Source organism: Paenibacillus wuxiensis, from assembly GCF_040195695.1.
Taxonomy (GTDB): Bacteria; Bacillota; Bacilli; order Paenibacillales; family Paenibacillaceae; genus Paenibacillus_B; species Paenibacillus_B suaedae.
The window spans coordinates 125,063-147,529 of record NZ_JBEFZI010000012.1 but is presented as its reverse complement, the minus strand read 5'-3'; the positions used below and the strand labels follow the sequence as shown (position 1 = coordinate 147,529).

The window sequence follows — 22,467 nt, the reverse complement described above, 5'->3', positions numbered from 1 at the left end:
ACATAGCGCTATCTTAGACTGGATCGTGTGTTGTCTTGGGAATCTATCGCATTTTTCTTCTCATTTTCTCATTCCGGCACTAATTTCAGTTCATTTCCTGCCTTTCGGTATTCATTCGGTTCGATGCTCGTGACGTGGTATTGTCCGGTCGACCAGTCATCCACCTGGTCATGGTACCACTTGCTCAGCACATGTCCGGATTGGCCGGGCCCCACCACATTCAACGAACGGGTCGGATTGGACATATCGATGACCGTTCGCCACGGTGCCCCATGGGTGACTTCGCCGCTCTCCGCATCCCAACCTGCAGCCCCGACGGTGACACGGCCGCCGCCCATCGGAACAGACTTGGCATTAAAAATCAGATCCAACGGCTTCACAGTACCAAGAGGATGGGCAAAATCAACCTGATGGAACTTGCCCCACTGCCATTTGTCCGGATGTTTGCCCTGCAGCGAAACAGCCTGATCCACTGCCAGCTGGAATGCCTGCAGCGCCACCTTCTCGATTCCGCCTTTTTCGTCGATCCATGGCTCCCGCTCGCCTTGAAGCGCTCGGCGGAGCATTTCATCCTTAACAACCGATTTATTGTTAAACAGTTCCATCAAATCAGCGTTGATTTCGGATTTGAATAGCACATCATCAAAACCCTGCATCCACAGCTCAAAGCCAAGCGGCGCAGCCTGATCCGGATCATTCACTTTATTCCAGCCTTGTATAAGCGAAAGCACGTCGCGGTCGATTTGCCGCAAATCCGGCGAGTCTTTGATCTTGGCAATCAACTCATCAACAAACTCTTCTGCCTGAAGGTTATGGCGGTCAAATTGAAGTTTTTCCATATCCTCTATGGTTAGCTTATCCTTGGCAGACAGCACCTGTTGGATACGCGCTTCACGGTATGGCTGGGACCAGACGTCCGTTAGATGATACGGATAGCTGTCGCCGATCACTTTATTGTTCGCCGTAGCGATATACCCTTCCTTTGGGTTCACGGTTGTGGGCAGTTCATCCCACGGGATATATCCCGTCCACTCATATTCATCCATCCAGCCTGGTACCGGAACAGAACCGTCGCCTTTTTTGCGGATCGGAATCAGACCGTTCCCACGGTAGGCAATCGTGCCATCCGTAGAAGCAAAAACAAAATTTTGAGCAGGTGCTTCAAAATGTGTCAACGCCTGCTTGAACTCCTCCCAATTCCGCGCTTTCGCGAACATCTGAACCGCTTCGAGCTCGGTTGTTGCATCTAAGGCGGTCCATTTCATCGCAAGCGCCGTTTCCTGCCGCTGATCATGCGCGAATTCAGAGATAATCGGGCCATGCCGGGTCACGACAACTTCATACGGCACCGGAGCCTCGCCTTTTACCTTAATTTCCTCTTGATAAACCTTGGCCTCCTCCCATTTCCCCATATATTCGAATTGATGCGGATTGTTCGGGTTTCTTTTCTCAATATAGAGATCCTGTACGTCCGGACTCAGATTCGTCACCCCCCAGGCTATCGTGTCGTTATGCCCGAGAATGATCCCTGGAACGCCCGCAAAAATCACTCCGCTCACGTTCAGCTCCGGTGCTGTGAGATGCGTCTCATACCAGATGGACGGCGTACTCAGACCTAGATGCGGGTCATTGGCCAGCATCGGCTTGCCGGATGCCGACTTCTCTCCAGATACGACCCAGTTATTGCTGCCGTTAAATGGATCCCGCGGAACCGCGGTAGCTGCCAGCGCTGTCAGATCGACCGGTCGTTCTTTTAACGCTTGAATGATCATTGCCCCATCCTTCGGATAGGTTGGCATAAGCGACTGAAATTTCTCTGTTGACAGCTTCTGCGCCATTGCGTACCTAAAAGCCTGCCCCTCCCAGTTGCCTGCCAGATCATAGGCCATGTATTTGCCAATCGTCAAGGAGTCCACAGGCTGCCATTCCGCGGGTTCATACCCCAGAATCGCAAATTCGACCGGTAGTGAACTGGCGGCTTTTGCATGCTTGATGTACTTGTTGACGCCATCCGCATACCATTGCAGCACCTGTCGGTACTCTTCTGAGTAAGCTCCCAGAGAAACCTCTGCCGCACGCCGCAAACTAAACGCCCGGAAAAATTTATCCCGATCGATTGCCTTAGCCCCCACCACTTCACTTAGCTGTCCGGAAGCCTGTCTGCGGCTCAAATCCATCTGAAACATGCGATCCTGTGCCGTTACGTAACCTTGAGCCATGTAGAGATCATGTTCATTTTGCGCCTCGATATGCGGAACGCCGGAAGCATCCCTCCATACCGTCACTTCCTTTTCCAGTCCAGAAATATTGAGTTTCCCTTGTACGACAGGCAGACTTTTATTCACGAACCAATAAACATATCCCCCTGCGCAGGCAAGCAAAAGAACTAAGACCAAAACAATGATTCCGGTAATGCGCGGCCAGCGTTTTTTCTTGTGACGTTTGACGCTCGGAACGGTTACAGCGGCCAAAAGATTCATGCAGAACCCCCTCTAGACTAATTTGGATATTTGTGGATTATCAACCATTATAAGTGGTTAAGCGCTTACAAACAAGCACAATATCTATTCATAATCATATTAATGAATACTCTTTCTAATGTTCATATTTACGGGTAACGTGAAAAGCCGTAAATCATCGGATAACCCGATGACTTACGGCCTGGCTGTTGAAATTTCTAATGTACAATCCCGAGAGAACCTTAAGGGAGCCCCACGCGACCGATGGTGGATCTAGCTTCGTAGCAAACAGACAACCCTAGATCTTATCGATTTAAGTTGATTTCTTCGATTTATTGGAGCCGATGTATGGATCGGCCGCACGGATCATGCAGAGAGAAGAAGCAGCTTCCGCTACCATCAAATTGTGGAACGGATGGAACTGGATGCACCAAAGAAAACCTTTTCTCCAAACACTTGCGCCATCATCGGATTTGAATGCGAGGAAGGCGGAGGACATGAGACGCTATATGGACATTATTTAGGTGTCCGGCAGCATATCGGGCCAGATGCTTCACTTGGAATTATCAACATTGACGCCCATTTCGACCTACGCCCCTACGACACTCAGCCATCATCAGGAACGATGTTCCGTCAAATACTAGAGCAGGATCGCAATAGCAGCTACTTGGTGCTTGGCATCCAGCGTTTCGGTAATACACAAGAACTGTTCGACAAAGCGGACGAGCTCGTTACCCGCTACATTCTAGAAGAAGATATGTATGAAGGACAGATGGATAGCATCCTTTCAACCTTACGAGTGTTCATCGAACAGCAGGATTATGTCATGCTCACACTTTGTACCGATGTTCTCATGCGGCATTTGCGCCGGGAGTCAGTGCTCCCTCTCCTTTCGGATTAACACCGATGGTCGTTCGTACCCTTATTCGCACAGTCGCCGCTCATAAGAAAACGCTTTCGTTTGATATTTGCGAGGTGAACCCGGCTGTTGACGAGAACGGAAGAACCATAAAATTGGGAGCATACTTGACGAATGAAGCTATCATGACATTTATGGGGAGGAATACTGATGACGCTGGCGCTTAATCAAGTGAGTACGATATTTTTGGCTGTAGCCCTGCTTGTACTTGGAACCTTTTTTGTCAGAAAATCGGGAGTACTGCAAAAGTTTTGTATTCCAGCGCCCGTTGTTGGTGGACTGCTGTTTGCTATCCTAGCAACGATCCTGAAAACGACAGGTCTATTGGAAATTACCTTTACTTCGCTCCAAAGTCTATTCATGCTCACGTTCTTCACCACGGTAGGACTGGGGGCAAGCTTTCAACTCATCAAATTAGGCGGCAAGCTGCTCGTCATTTACTGGCTTGCCTGCGGATTTCTCGCTTTGGCGCAAAATAGGATCCTTGGTGCACTTTTAGGGTTCACCATTCAAAACAAAAAGACCTCCAGCCCACGATGTGGAACTGGAGGTTTTGCTGTATTTCTGCAGATGTTAAGACACTTCTTGTTGTTTGACTATAGTTATTTTCTGTCAAGAAGTACTCCCGATTTATGAACAAAAGCTTGCGGAAATCGACGAGCAAATCCATTTTCTTGAATCTATAAAGTCCAACCTGCAAGAGCGCATCCGCTTCATTCTAGACGAAAGACAAACAACAAACTGGGAGGAATAACGATGAGTATGTACGAAGTTAATGAACAATCATTTCAAGGATTTATTCGCGTGCAAGGGGTTACACTTGTTGAATTCGGAGCATCATGGTGTCCGCCATGTAAGGCGCTTCTGCCTATTCTCGACGAGTTGGATCATCAATATGGGGAACAGGTAACCGTACTCCAGGTAGACTGTGACGACTCCCCTGCCATCGCGTCCGAATACCGCGTTATGTCTATGCCAACCGTCATGATGTTTCATAACGGTGAGCCGGTAGAAAAACTTATCGGGCTAAGGCTGCTTCATTTTTTTTGGTAACCGCTCATAGTTGTAGACTGCCACTTATCCAACGGGGAAACTGGTTATGGTACTGCAATCCAGTGTGTCTGCCAAGGAATCGAGCGTAATAAGATTTGCAGCCTCATGAAGATAAGCTCCAGTCGCTCCCTTCCTGCTGTCGTATTCACAGCCGGGCATACAGACCACCCAATGTCAACAACACGTCATGCCAGCCTTGTTCCGCGATTGTTCCTGATTTCTTTTTTTAGGATAGAACACAATGCTCCACGAAGTCATATACCATAATGTGAAGGGGGAGGGCTATCCATGAATTGTCCGATATGCAAATCACAATTTATTACATACTTTCATCGTTATAGCCAATTTAACTTATTGCAATGTTCTAATTGCGAGTTGGTATTTCAGGAAGGATTATCAAATATCAATACTAAAAAATTTATTCCGGAAATTTATAATGAAGCTTGGTTATCTATGAGAGAGCCGTATAAAGAATCTACTTTTGTTGAATTTGCATTATTCAATATCACTTTAATTCAACAATTTCACGCAACCAAAGGAAATCTGCTTGAAATAGGTTCTGGCACCGGTGAATTTTTATACGCTGCACAAGCTGCGGGATGGAATGTTTCAGGTTTAGAACCATCCGCCACTTCTTGCCAGTATGTTAAAGAAAATTACGGTATTAAATTGAATAACAGCATGTGGGAGCGATCGCTTTTCCCCACACAACCAACCTTTAACGCCGTTGCTTTTTGGCATGTTCTCGAACATGTTCCGGAACCAATTACTTTTCTACAAGAAGTTCATTCTGTACTTTATGAGGATGGTTTGCTATTTTTTAGCGTTCCAAACCATCACTCCTTTACCAATGAAATTTGCGGAGTTGAATCTTTACTCTATACAGAAGTCGATCATTTATTTCATTACTCTAGTGATAATTTACCTTTATTGCTGGAACAGGCTTCATTTGAACCAATTACTATCTTTTCTCGCCAAGCTCCGCACCGAATTCATATGGATATCAATCTAAGTCTACAGAAATCAGACCGATACAAAGAAATTTCTATACCACAGAAGATGGCTCTTATTCCCCATCTCCAAGCAAACATGCGCGGACATGAATTGTATGTCGTAGCACGTAAAAAGACGGATGTCAAGCCAAACGCGACAAAATGATTTAGGCCGTTTTCCAAACTAGACATTGTATATCCGACATCCCCCTAGTAACCTAGCATTCAATGTTTATTCGAATCTATCTTTCTCTGCACCCGCCGCCACATAGCGGACGCCCCACAATCCAATCGTCAGCACGAGCGATGGCACCGTTCCCATCGAATCCATTCGCGTTCGCGGTTCAAGCGTACCGGCAGCGAGCGCATGGCTCACAGTCTTCTCTGTCTTTCGGTACAGGATGACAAAAAAATAGAGGCTGACTGTCAGCCTCTATTTCTCAATATACTCAACTATTTTCTGATTCACAAGTACTCCGCTTATTTTTCCGATATCTATCATTTTACCCAAAGAAACAATCGCTTGATAGGATCGCTGCTGGGTCGGCTCGGCCGAAGTCCCGCCAGTGCTGCCATCTGCTCCTCCGGCTGGTTGTCCGCTCCCGTCGCCATTCTGATCCTGCTGCCCGCCGCTTGTGGAAGAAGAAGCGGCCCCCGAAGAACAGAGATTCTGCACAGGACGATCCTTATACGTCTGCTCGGTGCCACCCTCCAGCTTCAATGTAATCGTGCCCGCCTGAAAAGCGGAGCATTCCGCCTCCGTCCCGAACTCGAATATAAGCTCTGTCGTCGGCTTCCATTCGCCGTCCACGAAATCTTCGACTTGCCTCGCGTAGACTTGCGGTTCGATCTTATTTGCCCGTTCTTGCGGAGACGGCGCAGGATTGGACGCAGTGATATCCGCCACTGCGGGCTTGCCGCTGTCGAAGACGCCGGAAGCCGCCAATCCGCCGCAGATGCCGCAGATGACCAGGATCGCGGTCGCGAACCACACCATCGCTTTCCGGTTGCGCCGCAGCCATCTGACGATGGGCGGCGATAACTCACTGCGGGCCTTGACGTATGCAGCCTGAAGCGGCGCGCCCGCCTGCTCGAAATAGAGCTTACGGTTCGTCCGGTTTTTGAACGCGTCTTGGTCGTAATTTTTGAAATAAGCGACCACCGCCGCGACATATCCCGGCTCGAGCTTCCTTTCTCGCGAGAACAAGCGCTGCTTCTCGGACCAGTTCATGAACAGATAGACGGTCTCCCGGTTCGGCGCATGCAGGTGCAAATAATGGAGCAGCGCTCCGTATTCGATCAAGCCTGTGTCGGCATCCCGGTAGAACGCCAGCACTAGACGCCGGAAGCGGGACGGCTCCAGATCCTTCTGCAACCAGCGTCGTCCAAGTTGCTGCAACCGATCCAGCTCGGCAGGCGATAAGCCGCCGAAGATCGATTCATCCGGCTCAGCGTCGCGGAACCAGCGGTATGCAGCCAGCATGACATTCGCCGTGGATTGCACCTGAGGCGAATAACGGGCGACCCATTCCCTCACCTCGCCCGGGTGCGCTAGGAAACCGATCTGGAGGAACGCTTCCTGGCGCGTCTCCTCCAGATTCAGCTCCTTCAGCAGGAACACATTCGCCGCATAAGACAACTGCTCCATCAAGAGCAGCATATCTTCGTCGGCAATCCGCCCCTTCTCCGCGAGCAGGCGGTCTACCGTATCCAGAACCGCGTTCACGGCGGACACCGGCTCCGCATCATGCCGCAGCTTCTCGGCGAGCTGTCCGGCAGCCAGCTCGGTGAACTCAGCCTTGCACAGCAGTACCGGATGCTGGCTGGACCAATGGTGAGCCAGCTTCACAAGCTCCTCGGCCCGGACGATCTCCTGGAATTTCTGCCGCATATACGGGAAGAAAAGCTCCACCGTCTTGCCGCCCCGCAGCAACGTGTCGAAGAAAGGCTTGCTGACGCTGTCGCTGCCCTCGATGAGCGCATAATAGGCTTCCGTTCGCTCACGGCTCTTCGCCTGATTGGCTTCATATAAGCTCCGGATCAAGTACCCGAGCAGATCGCTGCCCAGCGCCGCCCCGGCAAGCGCTTCGAATTCCATGAAGCATTTCACGATAGCCGGATCGGGCATCTCGCCCTGCTTGACGAGCTCATACTCGCGCTGGAAGGCTCCGCGTAACAGCTCCGCCAGCCGCCGCTTCGACTGAACAGCCCCTTCCGGCGCCAAGTAATCGAGCATCGAACGCAGCGCGCCAACCCGATTCTGCATATACATAGAATTACTGCCTTCCTCGATCTGGTACAAGACAGCCAGCTCGTGGCAGCTCGCGATCGCGGTATGCCGCTGCGAGTCCATACCCTCCAGCATCTGCTCGTGGAAGACATAGAAGGCTTCCGCCCGCCCGGGCTGATCCAGATTGCTCCAGGCGAAGCTCAAGTAGGGCTGCTTCCCCAGATCGATATCGACATTCGTCACCCGCTTGGACGCGAGATCGAAGGTATAATCCTTGTCGATGCTGCGATCATTCGGGCGCAAGCTCCCTTGCTCGACGAACGTCAGATGAATGCCCTTCCGGCTCTGCGGCTCCTTCGAGAACGTCAGGAAGCCGAACGCACGGCGGTACGCATACGGCAGACTGCCGTACAGCACGCCGACCAGCTGCAAGGCAGTCTCCGACAATTCCTCCACCGCGACGTCGAGCGCCACGAACACTTTGCGTCTTGTGACGACGGACGAGATGACGGCGAACAACAGCTTCTTGAACATCTTCTCATCGATGCCGAGGCTGGCGAGCAGGGAGGTCGGCGAAGCCGAACGGCGCGCTTCCGCCGCGGCAGGAATCCTCTCCAACTCAGGCAGCTCTGTACCCTGCTCGATATCATAGCTGCCGCCGAAGTCCGCGTTCAGCAGCGAGGGGTAGTCCTTCACCGCTTCAGCCGCCTGATCGGCGGGCATAATATAGTTATGGGTGAAGAAGGCGCTGCGCAAGCCCGTGAAATCCGCCGCCTGATAGATGCTGCGGCCTAGGACGAGCTGCCCCATCTCAGCGTGGAACAGGTGCAGTGCTTGCGGATAGCGTGCTTCGTCCTTCTCACCGCGCGCGGCCAGCTCCGCCGGTGCGTCATAGACACAGAACGGATGCAGTACTTTTTTGATGAATCCGGTATCAAGCCCGCCGGAGACCGCGATCGTGTCGAAGCCTTCGTTGAAGCGGAAAATACCGCGCCGCTCCCGCGTGTACATTTGCTGCTGGATGCGAGAGGATCTGTTCGATGTCAATGCTGCTCTCTCCCCTCGATATAATCCAATTGATGCAACAGCCAGATGAACGGCTCATCTACCCGGATTGGACTGACAACCCCCTGCAGCTTCTGATTGACCGGGTTGCTGCCCAATGCCGACACGGCGAAGTAGGCCGTATTGGAGAAATAGACATCCATCGTTCCTTTGAATGGACGGTCCACCTTCTCGATGAAGCGCCGGATCTCGCCGTCGATATTATGGAATTCCGTCAGATCGAGATATTTGCGATGAACCATATTGTGGAAAATATTGCTATTCGACTTAATATAGTCTCCATCCTCATCCTTCAACGCATGCAGCATGTCGCTCTTCGTCAGTACGACCGCCGTCGGAATGTCGGTCTTATTCTTGTCCTGGTAAGCGATGAAGTCGCCGAACAGCGTCAGCACGACATCGCGCGGCTCGTCATATTGCGGTACCCAATCGTCCGAGGCTCCGCCGTATTGCATACGGATTTTTTCACGAATCGACCGAATTTGCAGCGGATCGATCATGAACAGAATGCCGGTCGAATTTTTAATATGCTGGCCATGCAGGCCGAGATAATCCTGATCAACCATCCCTTCCCCCGCGACATCAAAAAACACCAGTGTGAGCGGCGGCTTCGTCTCATCCTTGAAGACGAATTGAAAGATAAACGGCTCCTGCATCTTCTCCTTCTGCGTCGACGCGAGCAGATCGCCGCGTTCGAACAGAGGCTCCTCGTACAACGTGCGGAACTTGCGGCTTATCTCCGCATTGAGCGGCATGCAGGCGGCATCGAAATGATCGGCCGTCACATGCTGGAGCGTATGAATCAGCGAGGTCATGTAGACCGATTTGCCGACCTGGGAAGCTCCGATAATGGAAATGATATTGCTCGGCACCTTCCCTGCCGTTACGGGCAGCTCATTATGGCAGTGCGGGCACAGCCTTCTGCGCGTGACGACGCCATAGCGGTCATTCAGCCCGATAAGCACATGGTCGGAATACAGATGATGCTCCTCGGGAACATCGCGCGGCTCGATGACCGCCTCCATATCATAGACCGTGTCCAGGCCGAAGCGGTCCCGGTATTTGTTCAGCTTCTCATCCTCCTGCAGCGCATAATTCTCGTCATCCTCGCGGTGATGCGCCGCGCGGAACACGACCTCCGCCGGCGAGAACTTGCTGAAGCAGTACGGGCATACGATATCATAGAACAGCGGCCGTGACGCCGGCTGCGGCTTGCGCTTCAGAAAATCAAAAATCCCCAATGTCTTCTCCTCCTCATTCCGGTATCAGCTCGTACAGCTGGCCGTATTGGCGGCCGTCGGTGAAGAAGAGCCGAATATAATCGTCCTTCCCGATCTCAATCTCCGGCAGCATGTTCCGGCCCGGGGCGAACGGCTCGACGAACGGGTAGACCGTGCCGTCGTCTTTACTGGCGGGATAGCCGCCGTGCTTCTTCACATAGCACAGCACATCCGCAGGGAGCGGCACCTCTGCCGCCACCTGGATTTGCGCCGTCTTGAATGTTTTGAACCAGCCGCCTTTATAGCGGATCGAATAACAGATTCTCGCCCGGCCGGTGCTCAGTGCGATCCGGTTCCCGCCATCCTGCTGGATGACGAGCTGCTGCTGTCCATCCTCCTGCAGTAGACAAGCGTAGATGGTATAGACGAGCCGCCCGATCCCATCAATCCGGTCATGGTACCCGTTGTTGGCTTTGTACTCGTCTCTCGTATACAGCTTCAGCTCCGCGACCGGCGGACGCTCGGCCGCCAGGCGATCCGCCGCCGCCTTGTGCACGTAGACGGCCTGAATCGTATCGGGCCACAGCCATCGCAGCGTACATCGATCTTCGTCAATACTATGTGCCAGTCTGCGGATGATCGGCGTCTCCGAACCCGCTTCCGAATAATACATCTATCATAGCCCCCTCCACACTAGAATCCACGGCTGTTCTGATCGGGCTGCCGTCCGGACAGGCTGCTGCCTTCATTCCCTGCCGCTCCTCTTCGCCGGCGGCTTTCCTGCTGCCGCTGGCTCTCCTGCACAGGCACGGCCAGCGTGAACATCGCAATGACGCCCGCCAGCACTAGATCGGCGCCGAGGCGCACGGCTCCGTCCGCAAGCGGTCGTCCGGACAAGCCGGCCTCCAGCAATAGACCAGCAAGCAGCCCCGCCACAGCCCCGCCGATAGCGAAGCTCTTGGCGAGATAGCGGTTGTCGAACACGAGGCCGAGCGACAAGCCAAGCGCAGTGCCAATCAGCGCGAGGGCAATGACATGCAGCGCCTTATAATAGCCGCTGTCCCGAAGCGGCCCGGAACGCTCCGTCACCAACGTCCGATCGCCGATGCTGCTGTAGATCTGCTCGAAAACGAACGACAGATCGTCCGCTTTGGACACATCGTAATACTGGCCGCCGGTCTCGTCCGCGATCTGGCGTAGTAGGCCCGAGCCTTCCGCGTCCACCAGACTGAGGCCGATCGTGTGAACGGCAATAAGCTTCGCCTTATAATCAGCGAGCACTTCGTTCGTATTCACTTCGCTGAAGCCGTCCGACAGCAGGACGGCCATCGTGCCGCCCGAATCAGCCGGATTGTCCTTAATATGCTTCATCGCTTCGGATAGAGACAGGCCGATATCCGTACGGCCCTGCGTCGGCTGGAGCCCATCCATCTTATCGAACAGCTCATCCTTGACAGCCTGATCCTTCACTTGCACGAAAGGCTGAAGCAGGGTCACGCTGTCGTTAAATACAAACACAGCTACCCGCTTGTCCCGATCCATCTCTTCGATCATTCGCTTGGCCGCTTTATAGCGATCCTGGTTCGGATCCGTCTGCTCCATGCTGCCCGAATTGTCGATCACAAGCACGATATTTTCGACCGACTTCACGCCGCCCGCTTCAATCTGGTAGGCCGCTTCGAGCGTCAGCCCCGCGATGAACAGCAGGACAAGCGTCGCGGGCACGAGCACCAGCCACGATGTGCCCGCATACCGCTGCCGCCACGATTGGCCATTCAGCCGGGGCGAGATCATCTCGGCCGTCAGACAGGCCAGGCCGATGAATAGGGCGATGATCCCGAAGTAGAGCCCGCTCACCACGACATCCGGCCAGTGGCCAACCAGACGACACAGCAGCCACTCCCCGGCGGCCCAGCCGACCGTGCCTCCAATCAAGCTGAACAGCACCATGAGCCAATTCACTTTTCGCTGCATAAATATAGCATCCTCTCACATAATCTCACATAAAATACGTGTTCATAAAGGCCGGTATTTACATATACGCTCAGGTAATCGTCATGACCCGCTCCATGCCAGGTTCGCTGCCCCGGATGCAGCTTCTGCCCTTCGGATCAATGCGCTGGCGTTCCGCTTCCCCCGAGAACGGCAGCAGTCCGTACGGAAGCCCGGCGGACACTCGCCTGGCATACCCGGATTAACGGATAGACGGCAGCAGTTCAGGATCGATACCATGGAATCGGTACCCGTTCTGCACGTAGCTCTCGTAGTACATTTTGCCATTCCGGTAATACATCAGGTCCTCGACGCGGAAGCCGCCCATCATGTTCAGCTTCTCTACCCCGCTGCTTCGCTTCTCGTGCACGCAGCCGAGCTTGTAGATACGGGACGTCTCCTCCTCGTTCAACGCATACCGCATAAATTCGCTCGTCGCGTCGCCGAAAAAATATTTCTCCTCGTAGCGGTGCTTATGCGTATAATCGAGCAAGCGGATATGAATGCCAGCATACTCCTCCAGCGTCCGATTCAGCTTCTTGAACAGTTCGTCCCGCGACAGCACCTCCTGGTTGCTGTAGTCGATCGTCACGTTCGCCCGCCGCAGCAGTTCTTCCTCGAACGTCTGCCGGAACGGAGCCGCGGTCAACATATGATCCCGGCATACCTCGCACAGTCGCGCGGCCAAAGCTTCTATCCCCTGCTCCAGCAGGCGGGTGATGCTGCCCATATATCGTTCTTCGCCGAAGGCCCCCGGCCCCCGCTTCGCCTCGATGTCCCGCATGACATCCGCCGTCACACGTTCATAATACTCCATAATATTTTGGCCGATATAATCATCAGCCCGGCGGATGCTGGCGAGCGCCGCTTCCCGGAGCGTCCGTTCCAGCGACTCCATCTGCTGCACATACTGCTTGCAGATCGCGTGCAGCCGTTCCAGCTCCGCTTCATATTTCCGATACAGCCGCAGCTCCGTCTCCAGCCGCAGCACCTCCAGCTTCTGGCAGTACACGGTGTCGAAGAAGGCGCGGATGAAGCTGCGTACATTGTGCTTATCCATCAACGGCAGCCGTTTGAACGATTGCGCCTCCACCGTCTCGCTATACTTCTGCTCCAGCTCCGCCCGCGCCGCTTCCAGCGCTCTTGCCGCATCGCGGATGCGGCCGTGCAGAAGCGGCCAGACGCTGCCCGCTTCCTCGGCCTCGTTCGTCCAGACGTACACATGATAGAAGCAGGTATCCGTCTGGGCGGCCAACCGCTGCCGAACCGCATCATGCAGCTCGTCGTCCGGAAGCTGCCGGATCGCGCTCTCGGCGGCCCGTTCATAGTTCTCCCGGAAAAAAGCGGTGCAGCCGCTGCCGAACAGCGCTTCCTCTGCTTCGCGCAGCGTCATGCGCTTCAGCTGGCTGAAGCTGATGCCATGCGTCATCAAGCCGTTCATGTCGCCGAGCCGCTCCGCGGCCGGGACCGTCTGATCGACCTGGGCCTCTATCGCTTCCGTGTTCAGTCCGAACCAGGCAAGCTTCTCCGCGGCCGTTCGCTCGGGTCCGCCCTTCATCCGCTCGGTCAGCTCCCGGCAGAAATGGTACAGCACAGCGAGCGCTATCGAATGATTCGGGCGCTTCACCTTCGAGAAGCCCGCCGAGACGAACCCGATCCGGCCGGATTCGGTCATCAGATTGTTGCGCAGGGAGGTGTTGTTGTAGCTATCCATTCCATGCGCCCCAGCCGAGTCGATCCGCTTCCGGTTTTTCAACAGGTTCATATGGCAAATGATCTCGTAATTGTCTTCTTCGTCGAAAGATGACATGCCGCGTTCATTTTTGTCCGTCAGCACATAGACGAGATCGAATAACGGCGAAGCGGGATGCGTCACCTCGATCGCAATCCTGTCTTCCGTCACATGCAGCGGGGCCGAGAACGAGTAGTCCGGACTCTGCATATAATCGAGCTCACGAAGGAACGCGACTCCCGCCGAGCTGGCATAGCCGAAGGATTCGGCTTGTTCCCGCTCGCTGATGAGCGCGTACAGATCCGTCTGCACCGACTTGAACGATTGCTGAAAAATAGCTTCCGCCAGCAGCGTAATTTCCGGCACCAGCACAGTGAGCGGATCATCGGCCCGCGTAATGACCGCCAGATGAATCCGATCGAACGAAGCATAGAGGCGGCCGTACTCCGCGATATCGCTGCTCACCTTCCGCAAGATGCGGTTGAGCTCAAGCAGGCCGCCCTCCTCCGCGTAGAACATACGGTGCACATCGCGGCGTATCGTCCTGCGGCTGTCGCTATCCCCGCTTCCGCCGAGCGGAAGCACGAGCCGGGCAACTCTGCCGCCGGGTTCTGCGCCATGCCGTGCGGAAGAAGCGGCGCTGCGGGCGGCGGAATCTTCCCCGCCGGAGACTTCTACCCCTAGACCACGGGACGCAATGTGCACGTACATGACGCCGGCACTGTTATCCCATTTCCGCTCGCTAATCTGGATCATCGGCTCAATCGCGTCCCCCGCCTTGTTCCCGATGAAGAGGAACACCGTCGGATAATGAATGCTGCTCTGGTTATCGTCCCGGCCGGTGAGTCGATCCTCGTCGCGCGCATATTCGGTTGCGAACCTTTCCACTTTGGTCTGCGTCATCATCTTATTTCAACTTTCTCCGAATGGCGTTCAGCTTGGTCGTCAACTGCTTGTAGAACTGGTACGTATCCTCGCCGTTCGCCAGTTCGATTTTCTCGTATTCCAGCCGCTCGCGCGCCTCTAGGAACGCCGTGTACAGCTCATCCAGCTTCGCCAGCAGCGGATCGACATCCTCCGTTGCCGTCATCTCGGCGGCGCGGCGGGCCGATTTGCGCAGCAGCGTGCCGCGATGCTTCTCTTCCAGGCCGCGGAAATGCTCGTATACCTCGTACTCGACATAATCCCGGCTCTTCATTAGATTGACGAACGGCTCCCACGCTTCCTCTTCCTCGTCGCGGTCATATACATAGAGCGCGCCTTTTTTGCAGATCGTTCCGGTGTACATCGCTTCGATGAATTGATCCTGCTGCTTCTCCTCGTCCTGATGCTGTCCGAGCAATTGCTCGAACTTCACCACCTTCGCCTTGATCGCTTCGTACTTGGCCAGCTCCTCACGCAGACGCGCGATCAGCTCCGGCGAACGGATCAGATTCTCCTTCGCCAGCTCCTCGCTGATGCTGCCGAAAATATCTTTGGTCTCAACCGGCTCCAAGCCCTCTTCGAGCAGCCGCTTCAGATCCAGGTATGCGCGCTTCACTTCCCCGAGATTCGGCTTCGCGGCCTGCAGCTGCAGATCGTAGCTTGTGAGCATGTCCGTGAGGTTGAACGGCTTCGTGAAGACGACGGCATAGCGGTTGCTCGTATTGTCGTCCATCCCCTTCTCGATGACGGTCTTGAACCGCGCGCCCCGCTCGAACTCGGTGCGGACGCGGGCGTTGTATTTCTGCACCCGTTCGTTCCGGTACGTATCTCCCCATGATTGCTCCGGGATTGGGGAAGGAAGATACGTCCAGTTCGCCTTGTCTGTCTGCACGAGATGGCGGCCGATCCCTTCTTTGTCGAGAATCGTGCGCTCATAACTCTCCTCGTATACTTTGAGCGGCGTATAGACGAAGAGCGGCACCCCGTTATGCGTATTCAGCCAGAATATGCGGTTCTTCACCTCACTCTCCTTGACGGTGAAGTTCGACTTGCCGACCGCATTGTTCTGGTAGTTGCGGATCCCTTTGAGAATGCTCGGCGCCTTGACGGGCACTGATACGAAGCCCCAGCGCGGAAAATGCAGATTGCCCGAGCTGTTGCTCAAATGGAACACCGGAACCGCCTCGTCATCCAGCTTGCTCGCGATCTGGCGCTCGACGAACTTATCGATCGACTCGTCGTTGCCGAACTTCATGACAAGGAACTCTTCCATGGATTGCGTAATCAGATCGCCGAACTTGTCCGACAGGAAATCCGAAATCGATCTGACGATATCAAGCTCCTGCTCCTTGACCCATTGGTTCGAGTGATTCAGCAGTTCCAGCGAGAAGTCGCGGATCAGGTCGTCGACTTCCTTCTGATCCATAATGTTGCTGATCACTTTCGAGATGTCCGGTACGCTGACGATGTTCCAGTAATAGGTCCGGTTCCCCTTATGGTCGGCTTGCTCCTCGCCGTTGATCAGAATGTCGCCGTTCTTCTCGAAGATCGAGTTGAGCGCGTTCAATATTTCAGTAAATACGCTATAAATGCGGTTGTTCTCATGGTTCAACAACTGATACAGATCTTCGTAGAATTCGATCATCTGCTCCGTGCGCTCCACATCGGCATGCAGCCAATATTCCTGAATTTTGGCTTCGATGTACATATTTTTCTTCTTGTCCTTGGAAATAAAGGCGCTCTTCGCATCGCCGAGACGCTCGCTCGCCTGCTCTTGTGCCGCCTCGATGTCGCGCGGAATATGATGCAGATTTTCGCGCAGCGTCTCGATGTAGGAGAGCAGCATTTTCAACAAGCAGAAGCCCTTCTCCGTGTAGATAAGACGAGACACATAGAACGGCCCCTGCTCCGGATGGAGGAACATCCGCCGGATCTGATCGGTGAAGCTGCCGACGATCTCGCCGGGAAGCTGCTTCTTCGCCTTGATGTATTCCTCGCGCGCCCGTGCTAGGAATGTCTGCTCCAGCTCCGTATCCATATTGACGACTTGCATTTTGATGACATTGTTATAGCTCAGGCGCTCGCTGTTCTCGAAGCCTGGCAGCGGCTCCGGCACGCGCGATTCGAACGTCTGCACCATCGTGTCGAGATCGACGCCTAGCTTGCGGGCGAACTTCTCGACCTCCTCCTGGCTCGGCGCCTTCTGGAACATCTTCTCCATCTTCTGGAACAGGCGGTACCCGAGATAGGTCGTCATCTCTTCAATCGGCAAGACGGCCGACGAAGCCCCGATGATGTTGTATTCGTAATTCGCCGGATACGCCCGGTTCATCTGGGCGATATTCGTGCGGATGTTGCTGATGTAATCGTGAATCGCGAATTCCTCGCCGGACTGCTTCTCCTCGCTCGCCATGAAGTTCGTGATGTTCTCCGCCGTCACGTTCATACAGTAGTCATACGCGTTCTCCAGCAGCTTCCCTTCCGTGTTCGTCGCCGAGATCAGATGGCACAGGTTGAACGGTGACAGCGGAGAATTGACCGTCAAAATGTTGCCGTACTTCTGCCGGAAGCGCTCGCCGCGGCTATCGACGTTCATCCAGTAATCAAGCTCCTTGAGCGCAGCGTAGCCGTTCTTCTTGATATATTCGCGCGTATGCTCGCTTAGGCTCTTGTTCGACAGGTTCACGTCCGGAGTGAACAGATAGCCGAGCGTATTGACGCGATCGATGCCCGCCGAGCCATAATCCCGCTCGATAATGCCGCGCACGATATAGGCGATGTCCAAGAAGCAGCCGCTGCCGGTCCCGCCGGACAAGCCGGACAGCAGAAACACCATCAGCTTCTTGTTCGTGCCGACGGACAGCGTCTTAATCTTCTTGTCAATCGCCTGCACGACCTGATTGATCTTGGTGAACAGAAGCAGGCGGCCCGCCTGGCGCACGCCGGCGGCGCCGTTCATTCCGTCGGTGATGCTCAGCTCAGGGGAGAGCCACTCGGTAATATATGGCTCCAGAATGCTGCGGTTCTGCAGCAGCCCGCCTATCTCGGCGTTCGACAGCAGCACGAATTCATTGAGCGGATCGAGTCCGATGCCGCGGTATGTTTTGTTGCGATCCTGTTCATTCGTCTCGAATGCCAGGAACTCCACATTGTCCGGCTTCCCGCGCTTCTTCTTCGAGATCGGATCCTCTGGCAGCTTGAATCTGCGATTGATCTGATACTTCAAGCGCAGCAGGGCGTCGATGCCGGTCCCTCCCAAGCCGATAATCAGGATCGGATTGTCGATCGTGTCGACGCGGATCTTGTCGCTGACGATGCCTCCGCCTAGCGATACGTCCAATTGCTGAATATGTTCTCTGACGATTGGTTTCATAAATGGATGTTCCTCCCTATCATTTCAAGTTCAAAAACGGGCTTGCGGAACGGTTCTACACGATATATTCAATCCAGACCGTTTTATCAACCTGTTGCAGCGGCACTGTAATCCGGTCGCCGCTCTTCATCTCCAGCCCTCTGCTCGCATCGACGGCGCGGCCCGATTTCTCAACTGTCCCGGCCGATCCGTTCTTGAGCAGGATGCGGTCGCTCTTGCCCGGCATAAACACCATCTTCTCGGTCTCCTTGAACTCAGGCGCCAACTGCAGCAGCTGGTGAATCGTGAATTTGCCTTTGAAGGCGGTCAACTTCTTATATTGCGGATAGGTCTTCTCTCCCGTATTCTCATCGCGGATCTCGATGACCATCTGGCCGACGAAGCCGCGGTTCGCCTTCTTCCATGCCGCGAGGAGGAACCCGGCGGCCAGAGCGAGGACGATGAGGACGATAGCCGCATAGACGATCCACGTCGGGAACGGCTTAGCCGCATCTCCTTCGCCTGCCCCTGCTTGAGCAGACGATCCGGCGCCCGCGGGCTTGGCGCTCACCTTGACCGGCTCCGTCTCCCGGTAGAAGCTTTTCTCCTCCGCCCTTACTATGATCTCGTAATCATGCTTGTCCTTCACCTCGAATTCCCCTTCGAAGCGGTTGCCCGCCTGAGCGAGGGGAAGATCGTACGTATCGCCGGTATCGAGATCCTTGACATTCAGCACGGCGCTCATGTTCTGGTACAGCGCATCATTTTGCAGCTTCCGGCCATTGCTGGTCAAGTAGGCGCCGATTTTGATTTTATCGCCTTTTTTATACGTTTTGGCCGAAATCGGGTCCATCGTCAGATCCAGATCATAGTTGAAGACGAGATTAATATCGATCTTGTCCTTATCCGCCCCCTTGACCTTCAGCTTCCAGTCGCCCTGGACCGGTTGGATCAGCTTCAGGAGCGAATAGCTATTCGAACGGGATAGCTGGACGTCATCGGAAGGAATCGCGACCTCCTTGCCGGACGGGTCGTACAGCTTCAATTCAACCGGCTTCGAGGACAGGATCGAAATATTGGCCTCCATGACGTTCGCATTCGGCACGTTCACCGTCACGTCCTGATAGCTCCCGTTCCCGGTGATCGGCTGGATCGGAACGATTTTCAGCTTCTGATGGCTGGCAAAAATCTCGCTCAATATTTGCGGAAGGTCGTCCGCCGACGATGTGACGAACGATTTGCCGTTCGTCTGCTTCGACAATTCGGCCAGCGCTTCCTTGTTCAACTGCCCGTCGGCGTTCAGTCCGATCGTATAGATCGGGATGCCCTTTTGCTTCGCTTCTTTTACCGCCGCGCTCAGCTCCAGATCCGACTTCGCCTGCGTGCGGCCGCTGTTCTTGTTCAAATAGTTGTTGCCGTCAGCCAGCAGCACGATCATCGGCTCATGGGCCGGGTCGGCTCCCTGCTCGAGCACCTTGACGCCTTCCTTCACCCCAACCGCGATATCGGTATAGGCCCCGCGGTTCAATTGATCGATGAACTGCTTCAGATCCTCCTTGTCCTCCTGGGACTGAATTTCCAGCAGCGCTTTCTCGCGTTCGATTTTATCGGTATAAGCGACGATGCCGACTTTGTCGCCTGCGGAAGACAGCATATCGATAAACATCTTCATCGCTTCGTTGCCGATCTTGTCTGTATCGCTCGTATCCATCGAATTACTCACATCGATAACAAGCATGGCATCGATCTTCGAGGCCGCCTCGGCCGCCTGCGCTGCAGGCACCTTCCCGAGCATGGGCAGCAAGCCGAATGCCAGAGTGAATAACATCATGTAAGCAGCTAATTTTCTCCGAAGCATAATTGTACTCCTTTATCATAAAGTGATAGGTTAATGGCAGGCACACATGCGCCACTGAAGAAGGCACTATTTTGTTATACCTTATAGTTATTAAGATTAGATGAACATTTTCTGAATTTTCTCGACTTCCCCGCCACCATATCGTCTGAAATGACAATATATTTGTCGATTCTATCACCAATCTGTCATTATGATATAATCAGTAACTATAAAGTTCAACCTTATTCGACACTATGCAATAGGGACAAAGTCATCCGAATGAAGGATACCATTGTCGAAATTTGTCTAATCAGTATACGATACAAGGACACGCAGCCTTGATAGTTTACTATGGGCTTGCGGAGCATATCCTATTACTCTAGTTTGCTGTTAAAAGGAAGGAACTCACTATGTTAGCATACTGTTGTATCGCAATTTTGTTTCTATTTGTCGCCAGCCAGACCGTCCTCTATTGGGTTCGGCGGAAGACGACGCCTTCGCCGGCGGATATTGACGCCCGGCTTGTCTCTATTGTGAACGGAGAGAGCGGGAGATCGACATGAAAAAAATACCTGTCTATTTCAGACCGTACCGCAAGCCGAAGCAGCTCTATCATCTCGTGCATCGATGCGGCTCGTGTCAGGCCTTCACCGCGCTGGAGGAAGATGTCTGTCCTGTCTGCGGCAAAACCTCGCTGCGCCCAATCGAACGGTACGCGGCCGCCCGGGTGAGGCGATCAATGCAGACGAAGCAGCTCTTCGCCCTGCTGCTTGGGCTCATCGGCATCCTGCTTAGCGACACATTCGGTCAGATGGCGCTCTGCGCCGCAGCGTCCATTCTGCTTATCGGCCTGCTCTGGTTCGTCCAGCGCAAGGCGAGGTCCGCAGAAGCCAGCCGTGAGCTGGACCAGCTGCTGCAGCGCGAGCAGGAGAAGCTGGCTCAGGATCTATACCGCGACTGGGAGCACGCCTTCTCGCATTGGGATGACGACAAGCAGCTCACCTACGAACTGCTGCGCCAGCTGCTGCCGTTAATCCGCAACGATACGATTCGGCTGCAGCAGTTGGCACTGCTTCATTACTTCGCACTGCGCAAAGATATGGAGCTGGAACTGGAACCGCTCTTGCTACAGCAATATGATCCGCTATTGGCCGATTACATCGGCGAGATCGCCAAAATCAAGCGGGATCTGATCAAGGACCGCACGTTCCAGTTCGTCATCCATTATGAGCCGGAAATTCTCGGGCTGGACAACGGCCAGGACATCCTGGCGGGCGTGGCCGGCGCGGCCGTACGCATGAAGCGTTACGTGCTCGCCTATCCCGGATTGGTACGACGCTACGCCCATCGACTGCCGAAGGTGCGCTTGCTCCGGCTGCACCGGATGATTCGACAGCACCCGCATGAAAAATGGGATCGCATCGCCGACGAGGTGAACCGGATTGTGCGCGAGAAATACGAATGGGATCCTGACTTTCAGGACTCGGCCGGGAGAGGCTAATGTATATGACGATCCGAGACGTCCTGAACCCGCTGAATATGATGATTTTGTTATGCACTGCCGCGGTGGTAATGATTGGATTCAAAGGGGATTCAAATGCTGGCCTCCGTGCGGGCCGCAGACCGGATGCAGGAGCATTACAGCCGGTTCAAGGATTATTTCGAGGCGCAACTGGAGGACAGCGGTGATGCATCGATCAAGACGAATCTGCTGGCCAATCCGATCGTCACGGTCGAAGCTGTCGAATAGCGAGGGCTTGTCATCCTCCTACTTCTGTAGGGGGATTCTTTATTTCTACTGCATCTTCAATTGGTAAAAATATGTGTGAAACGTTGCTAAACTCTTTTTTCAACCGACTCAGGCCTACTGTGGACAAAAATCTCAAACCCAAGAAACAACGCAAGCGTAAAACAAAACAAAGAAAGGCAAGAAGGGAGAAAAAGCTCCTACCACGACTCCAAGAAGAATCAAGCGTCTCGTGGAGTGGATGATGCGTCACACCGACAAGATTGACTATTGAAATTTCATATAACGATCTTATCTACGCTCCGAGAGCCTACCTCCTAGTTACGATGGATCGAGCTTTGGAACATAAATATTCAACCCTAGATCTTATCCATTTAAGTTGATTGCTTCGATTTGTTCTCTTAGCCTTTCGTGTAACGTCGCCTACTGCTCTTAATTTTTTAATCTTAATTCGAATTCTTCACATGCGATCGTCGTCATATGTATATATTACATTTTGCTTTAACTCCATATTTCTTGCATTTTTTATATCTCTAAGTATTTTTGTATTATATATTTCCGCAAAACTACAACATTCATTGTATGAATCATCAAACATCTGAAAACTCACATCTAACTCAACCATATTAAAGTAATAAACTTTCTTGAATAGCAACTCGTATCCAATAAACTCATCATAATCCGATTCTGTACATAATGAACCACTTATCTTTAACTTCATTCTTTTGATAATTGAATTGAATATCATCCAGAAAGATCGCGTCTCTTCCATGAATTTCACCTATTTCGGTTTTTATAGCTTTGATTTGTTCCATCTCATTGATACCTCTTTCATCTTATTATTGAGCTTTCTCATGATTTTTGCGAAGCTTGCAAATACCACGATGATATCTATGAACTTCACGAACAGATACAAAGTAAAGAAATGGCACGAACCTCCTTACC

At 53.3% G+C, this 22,467-nt stretch carries 16 protein-coding genes and 2 pseudogenes; 7 read left to right on the top strand and 11 right to left on the bottom strand.

Annotated elements, in window-relative coordinates; translation table 11 throughout:
• Nucleotides 1-68: 68 nt before the first annotated feature.
• On the bottom strand, nucleotides 69-2,480 hold the full coding sequence (locus tag ABN764_RS24880; RefSeq protein ID WP_446673419.1) for a penicillin acylase family protein: 2,412 nt from the start codon (nucleotides 2,478-2,480) through the stop codon (nucleotides 69-71).
• A 313-nt stretch (nucleotides 2,481-2,793) separates the two neighbouring features.
• Between ABN764_RS24880 and ABN764_RS24875 the strand changes: the two are divergent.
• The 4 genes and pseudogenes from ABN764_RS24875 to ABN764_RS24860 all read left to right on the top strand — a co-directional run bounded on the left by ABN764_RS24875 (nucleotide 2,794) and on the right by ABN764_RS24860 (nucleotide 5,589).
• A pseudogene (locus tag ABN764_RS24875) lies at nucleotides 2,794-3,545 on the top strand (formimidoylglutamase).
• Nucleotides 3,529-3,879: pseudogene (locus ABN764_RS24870) on the top strand (sodium/glutamate symporter); the annotation flags it as partial. The pseudogenes ABN764_RS24875 and ABN764_RS24870, both read left to right, overlap by 17 nt.
• Nucleotides 3,880-4,134: 255 nt before the next feature.
• Complete coding sequence (locus ABN764_RS24865; RefSeq protein WP_315744941.1) at nucleotides 4,135-4,431, top strand: thioredoxin family protein; 297 nt, start codon at nucleotides 4,135-4,137, stop codon at nucleotides 4,429-4,431.
• Between the two features lie 288 nt (nucleotides 4,432-4,719).
• A complete protein-coding gene (locus ABN764_RS24860) occupies nucleotides 4,720-5,589 on the top strand; it encodes a class I SAM-dependent methyltransferase (protein ID WP_446673418.1) in 870 nt (289 codons plus the stop codon).
• Between the two features lie 66 nt (nucleotides 5,590-5,655).
• Here ABN764_RS24860 and ABN764_RS24855 read toward each other — a convergent pair whose 3' ends face one another.
• The 9 genes from ABN764_RS24855 to ABN764_RS24815 all read right to left on the bottom strand — a co-directional run bounded on the left by ABN764_RS24855 (nucleotide 5,656) and on the right by ABN764_RS24815 (nucleotide 19,796).
• Entirely contained in the window at nucleotides 5,656-5,799 is a 144-nt protein-coding gene (locus ABN764_RS24855; RefSeq protein ID WP_174810249.1) for a hypothetical protein, read from the bottom strand.
• A 57-nt stretch (nucleotides 5,800-5,856) separates the two neighbouring features.
• Nucleotides 5,857-8,700, bottom strand: coding sequence for a GAP1-N2 domain-containing protein (locus ABN764_RS24850; RefSeq protein ID WP_446673417.1), 2,844 nt, complete (start codon nucleotides 8,698-8,700; stop codon nucleotides 5,857-5,859).
• Nucleotides 8,697-9,959, bottom strand: a complete 1,263-nt coding sequence (locus ABN764_RS24845) for a hypothetical protein (protein ID WP_072728534.1) — start codon at nucleotides 9,957-9,959, stop codon at nucleotides 8,697-8,699. The genes ABN764_RS24850 and ABN764_RS24845 overlap by 4 nt, the downstream gene beginning before the upstream one ends.
• 13 nt (nucleotides 9,960-9,972) lie before the next feature.
• Complete coding sequence (locus ABN764_RS24840) at nucleotides 9,973-10,611, bottom strand: beta-mannanase (protein WP_446673416.1); 639 nt, start codon at nucleotides 10,609-10,611, stop codon at nucleotides 9,973-9,975.
• Nucleotides 10,612-10,631: 20 nt separating this feature from the next.
• Nucleotides 10,632-11,912, bottom strand: coding sequence for a vWA domain-containing protein (locus ABN764_RS24835; protein ID WP_174808867.1), 1,281 nt, complete (start codon nucleotides 11,910-11,912; stop codon nucleotides 10,632-10,634).
• Between the two features lie 70 nt (nucleotides 11,913-11,982).
• Nucleotides 11,983-12,114, bottom strand: coding sequence for a hypothetical protein (locus ABN764_RS24830; protein ID WP_446673415.1), 132 nt, complete (start codon nucleotides 12,112-12,114; stop codon nucleotides 11,983-11,985).
• Nucleotides 12,115-12,132: 18 nt separating this feature from the next.
• The gene (locus ABN764_RS24825) at nucleotides 12,133-14,568 is read right to left on the bottom strand and encodes a transcription initiation factor TFIID (protein WP_446673414.1); all 2,436 of its coding nucleotides are present in this window, start codon (nucleotides 14,566-14,568) and stop codon (nucleotides 12,133-12,135) included.
• A gap of 1 nt (nucleotide 14,569) precedes the next feature.
• Nucleotides 14,570-17,959 carry a tubulin-like doman-containing protein gene (locus ABN764_RS24820; RefSeq protein ID WP_446673413.1) on the bottom strand — a complete coding sequence of 1,130 codons (3,390 nt, stop codon included), beginning with the start codon at nucleotides 17,957-17,959 and terminating at the stop codon, nucleotides 14,570-14,572.
• 55 nt (nucleotides 17,960-18,014) lie between these two features.
• Nucleotides 18,015-19,796, bottom strand: coding sequence for a vWA domain-containing protein (locus tag ABN764_RS24815; RefSeq protein WP_446673412.1), 1,782 nt, complete (start codon nucleotides 19,794-19,796; stop codon nucleotides 18,015-18,017).
• 389 nt (nucleotides 19,797-20,185) lie between these two features.
• Between ABN764_RS24815 and ABN764_RS24810 the strand changes: the two genes are divergently transcribed.
• From ABN764_RS24810 to ABN764_RS24800, 3 genes are all read left to right on the top strand, one after another.
• Complete coding sequence (locus ABN764_RS24810; protein ID WP_174808863.1) at nucleotides 20,186-20,338, top strand: hypothetical protein; 153 nt, start codon at nucleotides 20,186-20,188, stop codon at nucleotides 20,336-20,338.
• Nucleotides 20,335-21,276 (top strand): hypothetical protein, encoded by a 942-nt coding sequence (locus ABN764_RS24805; protein ID WP_072728540.1) that lies wholly within the window; start codon nucleotides 20,335-20,337, stop codon nucleotides 21,274-21,276. Before ABN764_RS24810 ends, ABN764_RS24805 begins: the two co-directional genes overlap by 4 nt.
• 96 nt (nucleotides 21,277-21,372) lie before the next feature.
• Nucleotides 21,373-21,525: a hypothetical protein gene (locus ABN764_RS24800; RefSeq protein WP_174808862.1), complete on the top strand. Its 153-nt coding sequence runs from the start codon at nucleotides 21,373-21,375 to the stop codon at nucleotides 21,523-21,525.
• A 671-nt stretch (nucleotides 21,526-22,196) separates the two neighbouring features.
• Here ABN764_RS24800 and ABN764_RS24795 read toward each other — a convergent pair.
• Nucleotides 22,197-22,337 (bottom strand): hypothetical protein, encoded by a 141-nt coding sequence (locus tag ABN764_RS24795; protein ID WP_227774501.1) that lies wholly within the window; start codon nucleotides 22,335-22,337, stop codon nucleotides 22,197-22,199.
• Nucleotides 22,338-22,467: the final 130 nt, after the last annotated feature.

Excerpts from the sequence above, each read along its gene's own strand:
- ABN764_RS24880 (WP_446673419.1), bottom strand. The coding sequence starts at position 2,480 with ATGAATCTTTTGGCCGCTGTAACCGTTCCGAGCGTCAAACGTCACAAG.
- ABN764_RS24865 (WP_315744941.1), top strand. The coding sequence starts at position 4,135 with ATGAGTATGTACGAAGTTAATGAACAATCATTTCAAGGATTTATTCGC.
- ABN764_RS24860 (WP_446673418.1), top strand. The coding sequence starts at position 4,720 with ATGAATTGTCCGATATGCAAATCACAATTTATTACATACTTTCATCGT.
- ABN764_RS24840 (WP_446673416.1), bottom strand. The coding sequence starts at position 10,611 with ATGTATTATTCGGAAGCGGGTTCGGAGACGCCGATCATCCGCAGACTG.
- ABN764_RS24835 (WP_174808867.1), bottom strand. The coding sequence starts at position 11,912 with ATGCAGCGAAAAGTGAATTGGCTCATGGTGCTGTTCAGCTTGATTGGA.
- ABN764_RS24825 (WP_446673414.1), bottom strand. The coding sequence starts at position 14,568 with ATGATGACGCAGACCAAAGTGGAAAGGTTCGCAACCGAATATGCGCGC.
- ABN764_RS24820 (WP_446673413.1), bottom strand. The coding sequence starts at position 17,959 with ATGAAACCAATCGTCAGAGAACATATTCAGCAATTGGACGTATCGCTA.
- ABN764_RS24815 (WP_446673412.1), bottom strand. The coding sequence starts at position 19,796 with ATGCTTCGGAGAAAATTAGCTGCTTACATGATGTTATTCACTCTGGCA.
- ABN764_RS24810 (WP_174808863.1), top strand. The coding sequence starts at position 20,186 with ATGTTAGCATACTGTTGTATCGCAATTTTGTTTCTATTTGTCGCCAGC.
- ABN764_RS24805 (WP_072728540.1), top strand. The coding sequence starts at position 20,335 with ATGAAAAAAATACCTGTCTATTTCAGACCGTACCGCAAGCCGAAGCAG.
- ABN764_RS24800 (WP_174808862.1), top strand. The coding sequence starts at position 21,373 with ATGCTGGCCTCCGTGCGGGCCGCAGACCGGATGCAGGAGCATTACAGC.
- ABN764_RS24795 (WP_227774501.1), bottom strand. The coding sequence starts at position 22,337 with ATGGAACAAATCAAAGCTATAAAAACCGAAATAGGTGAAATTCATGGA.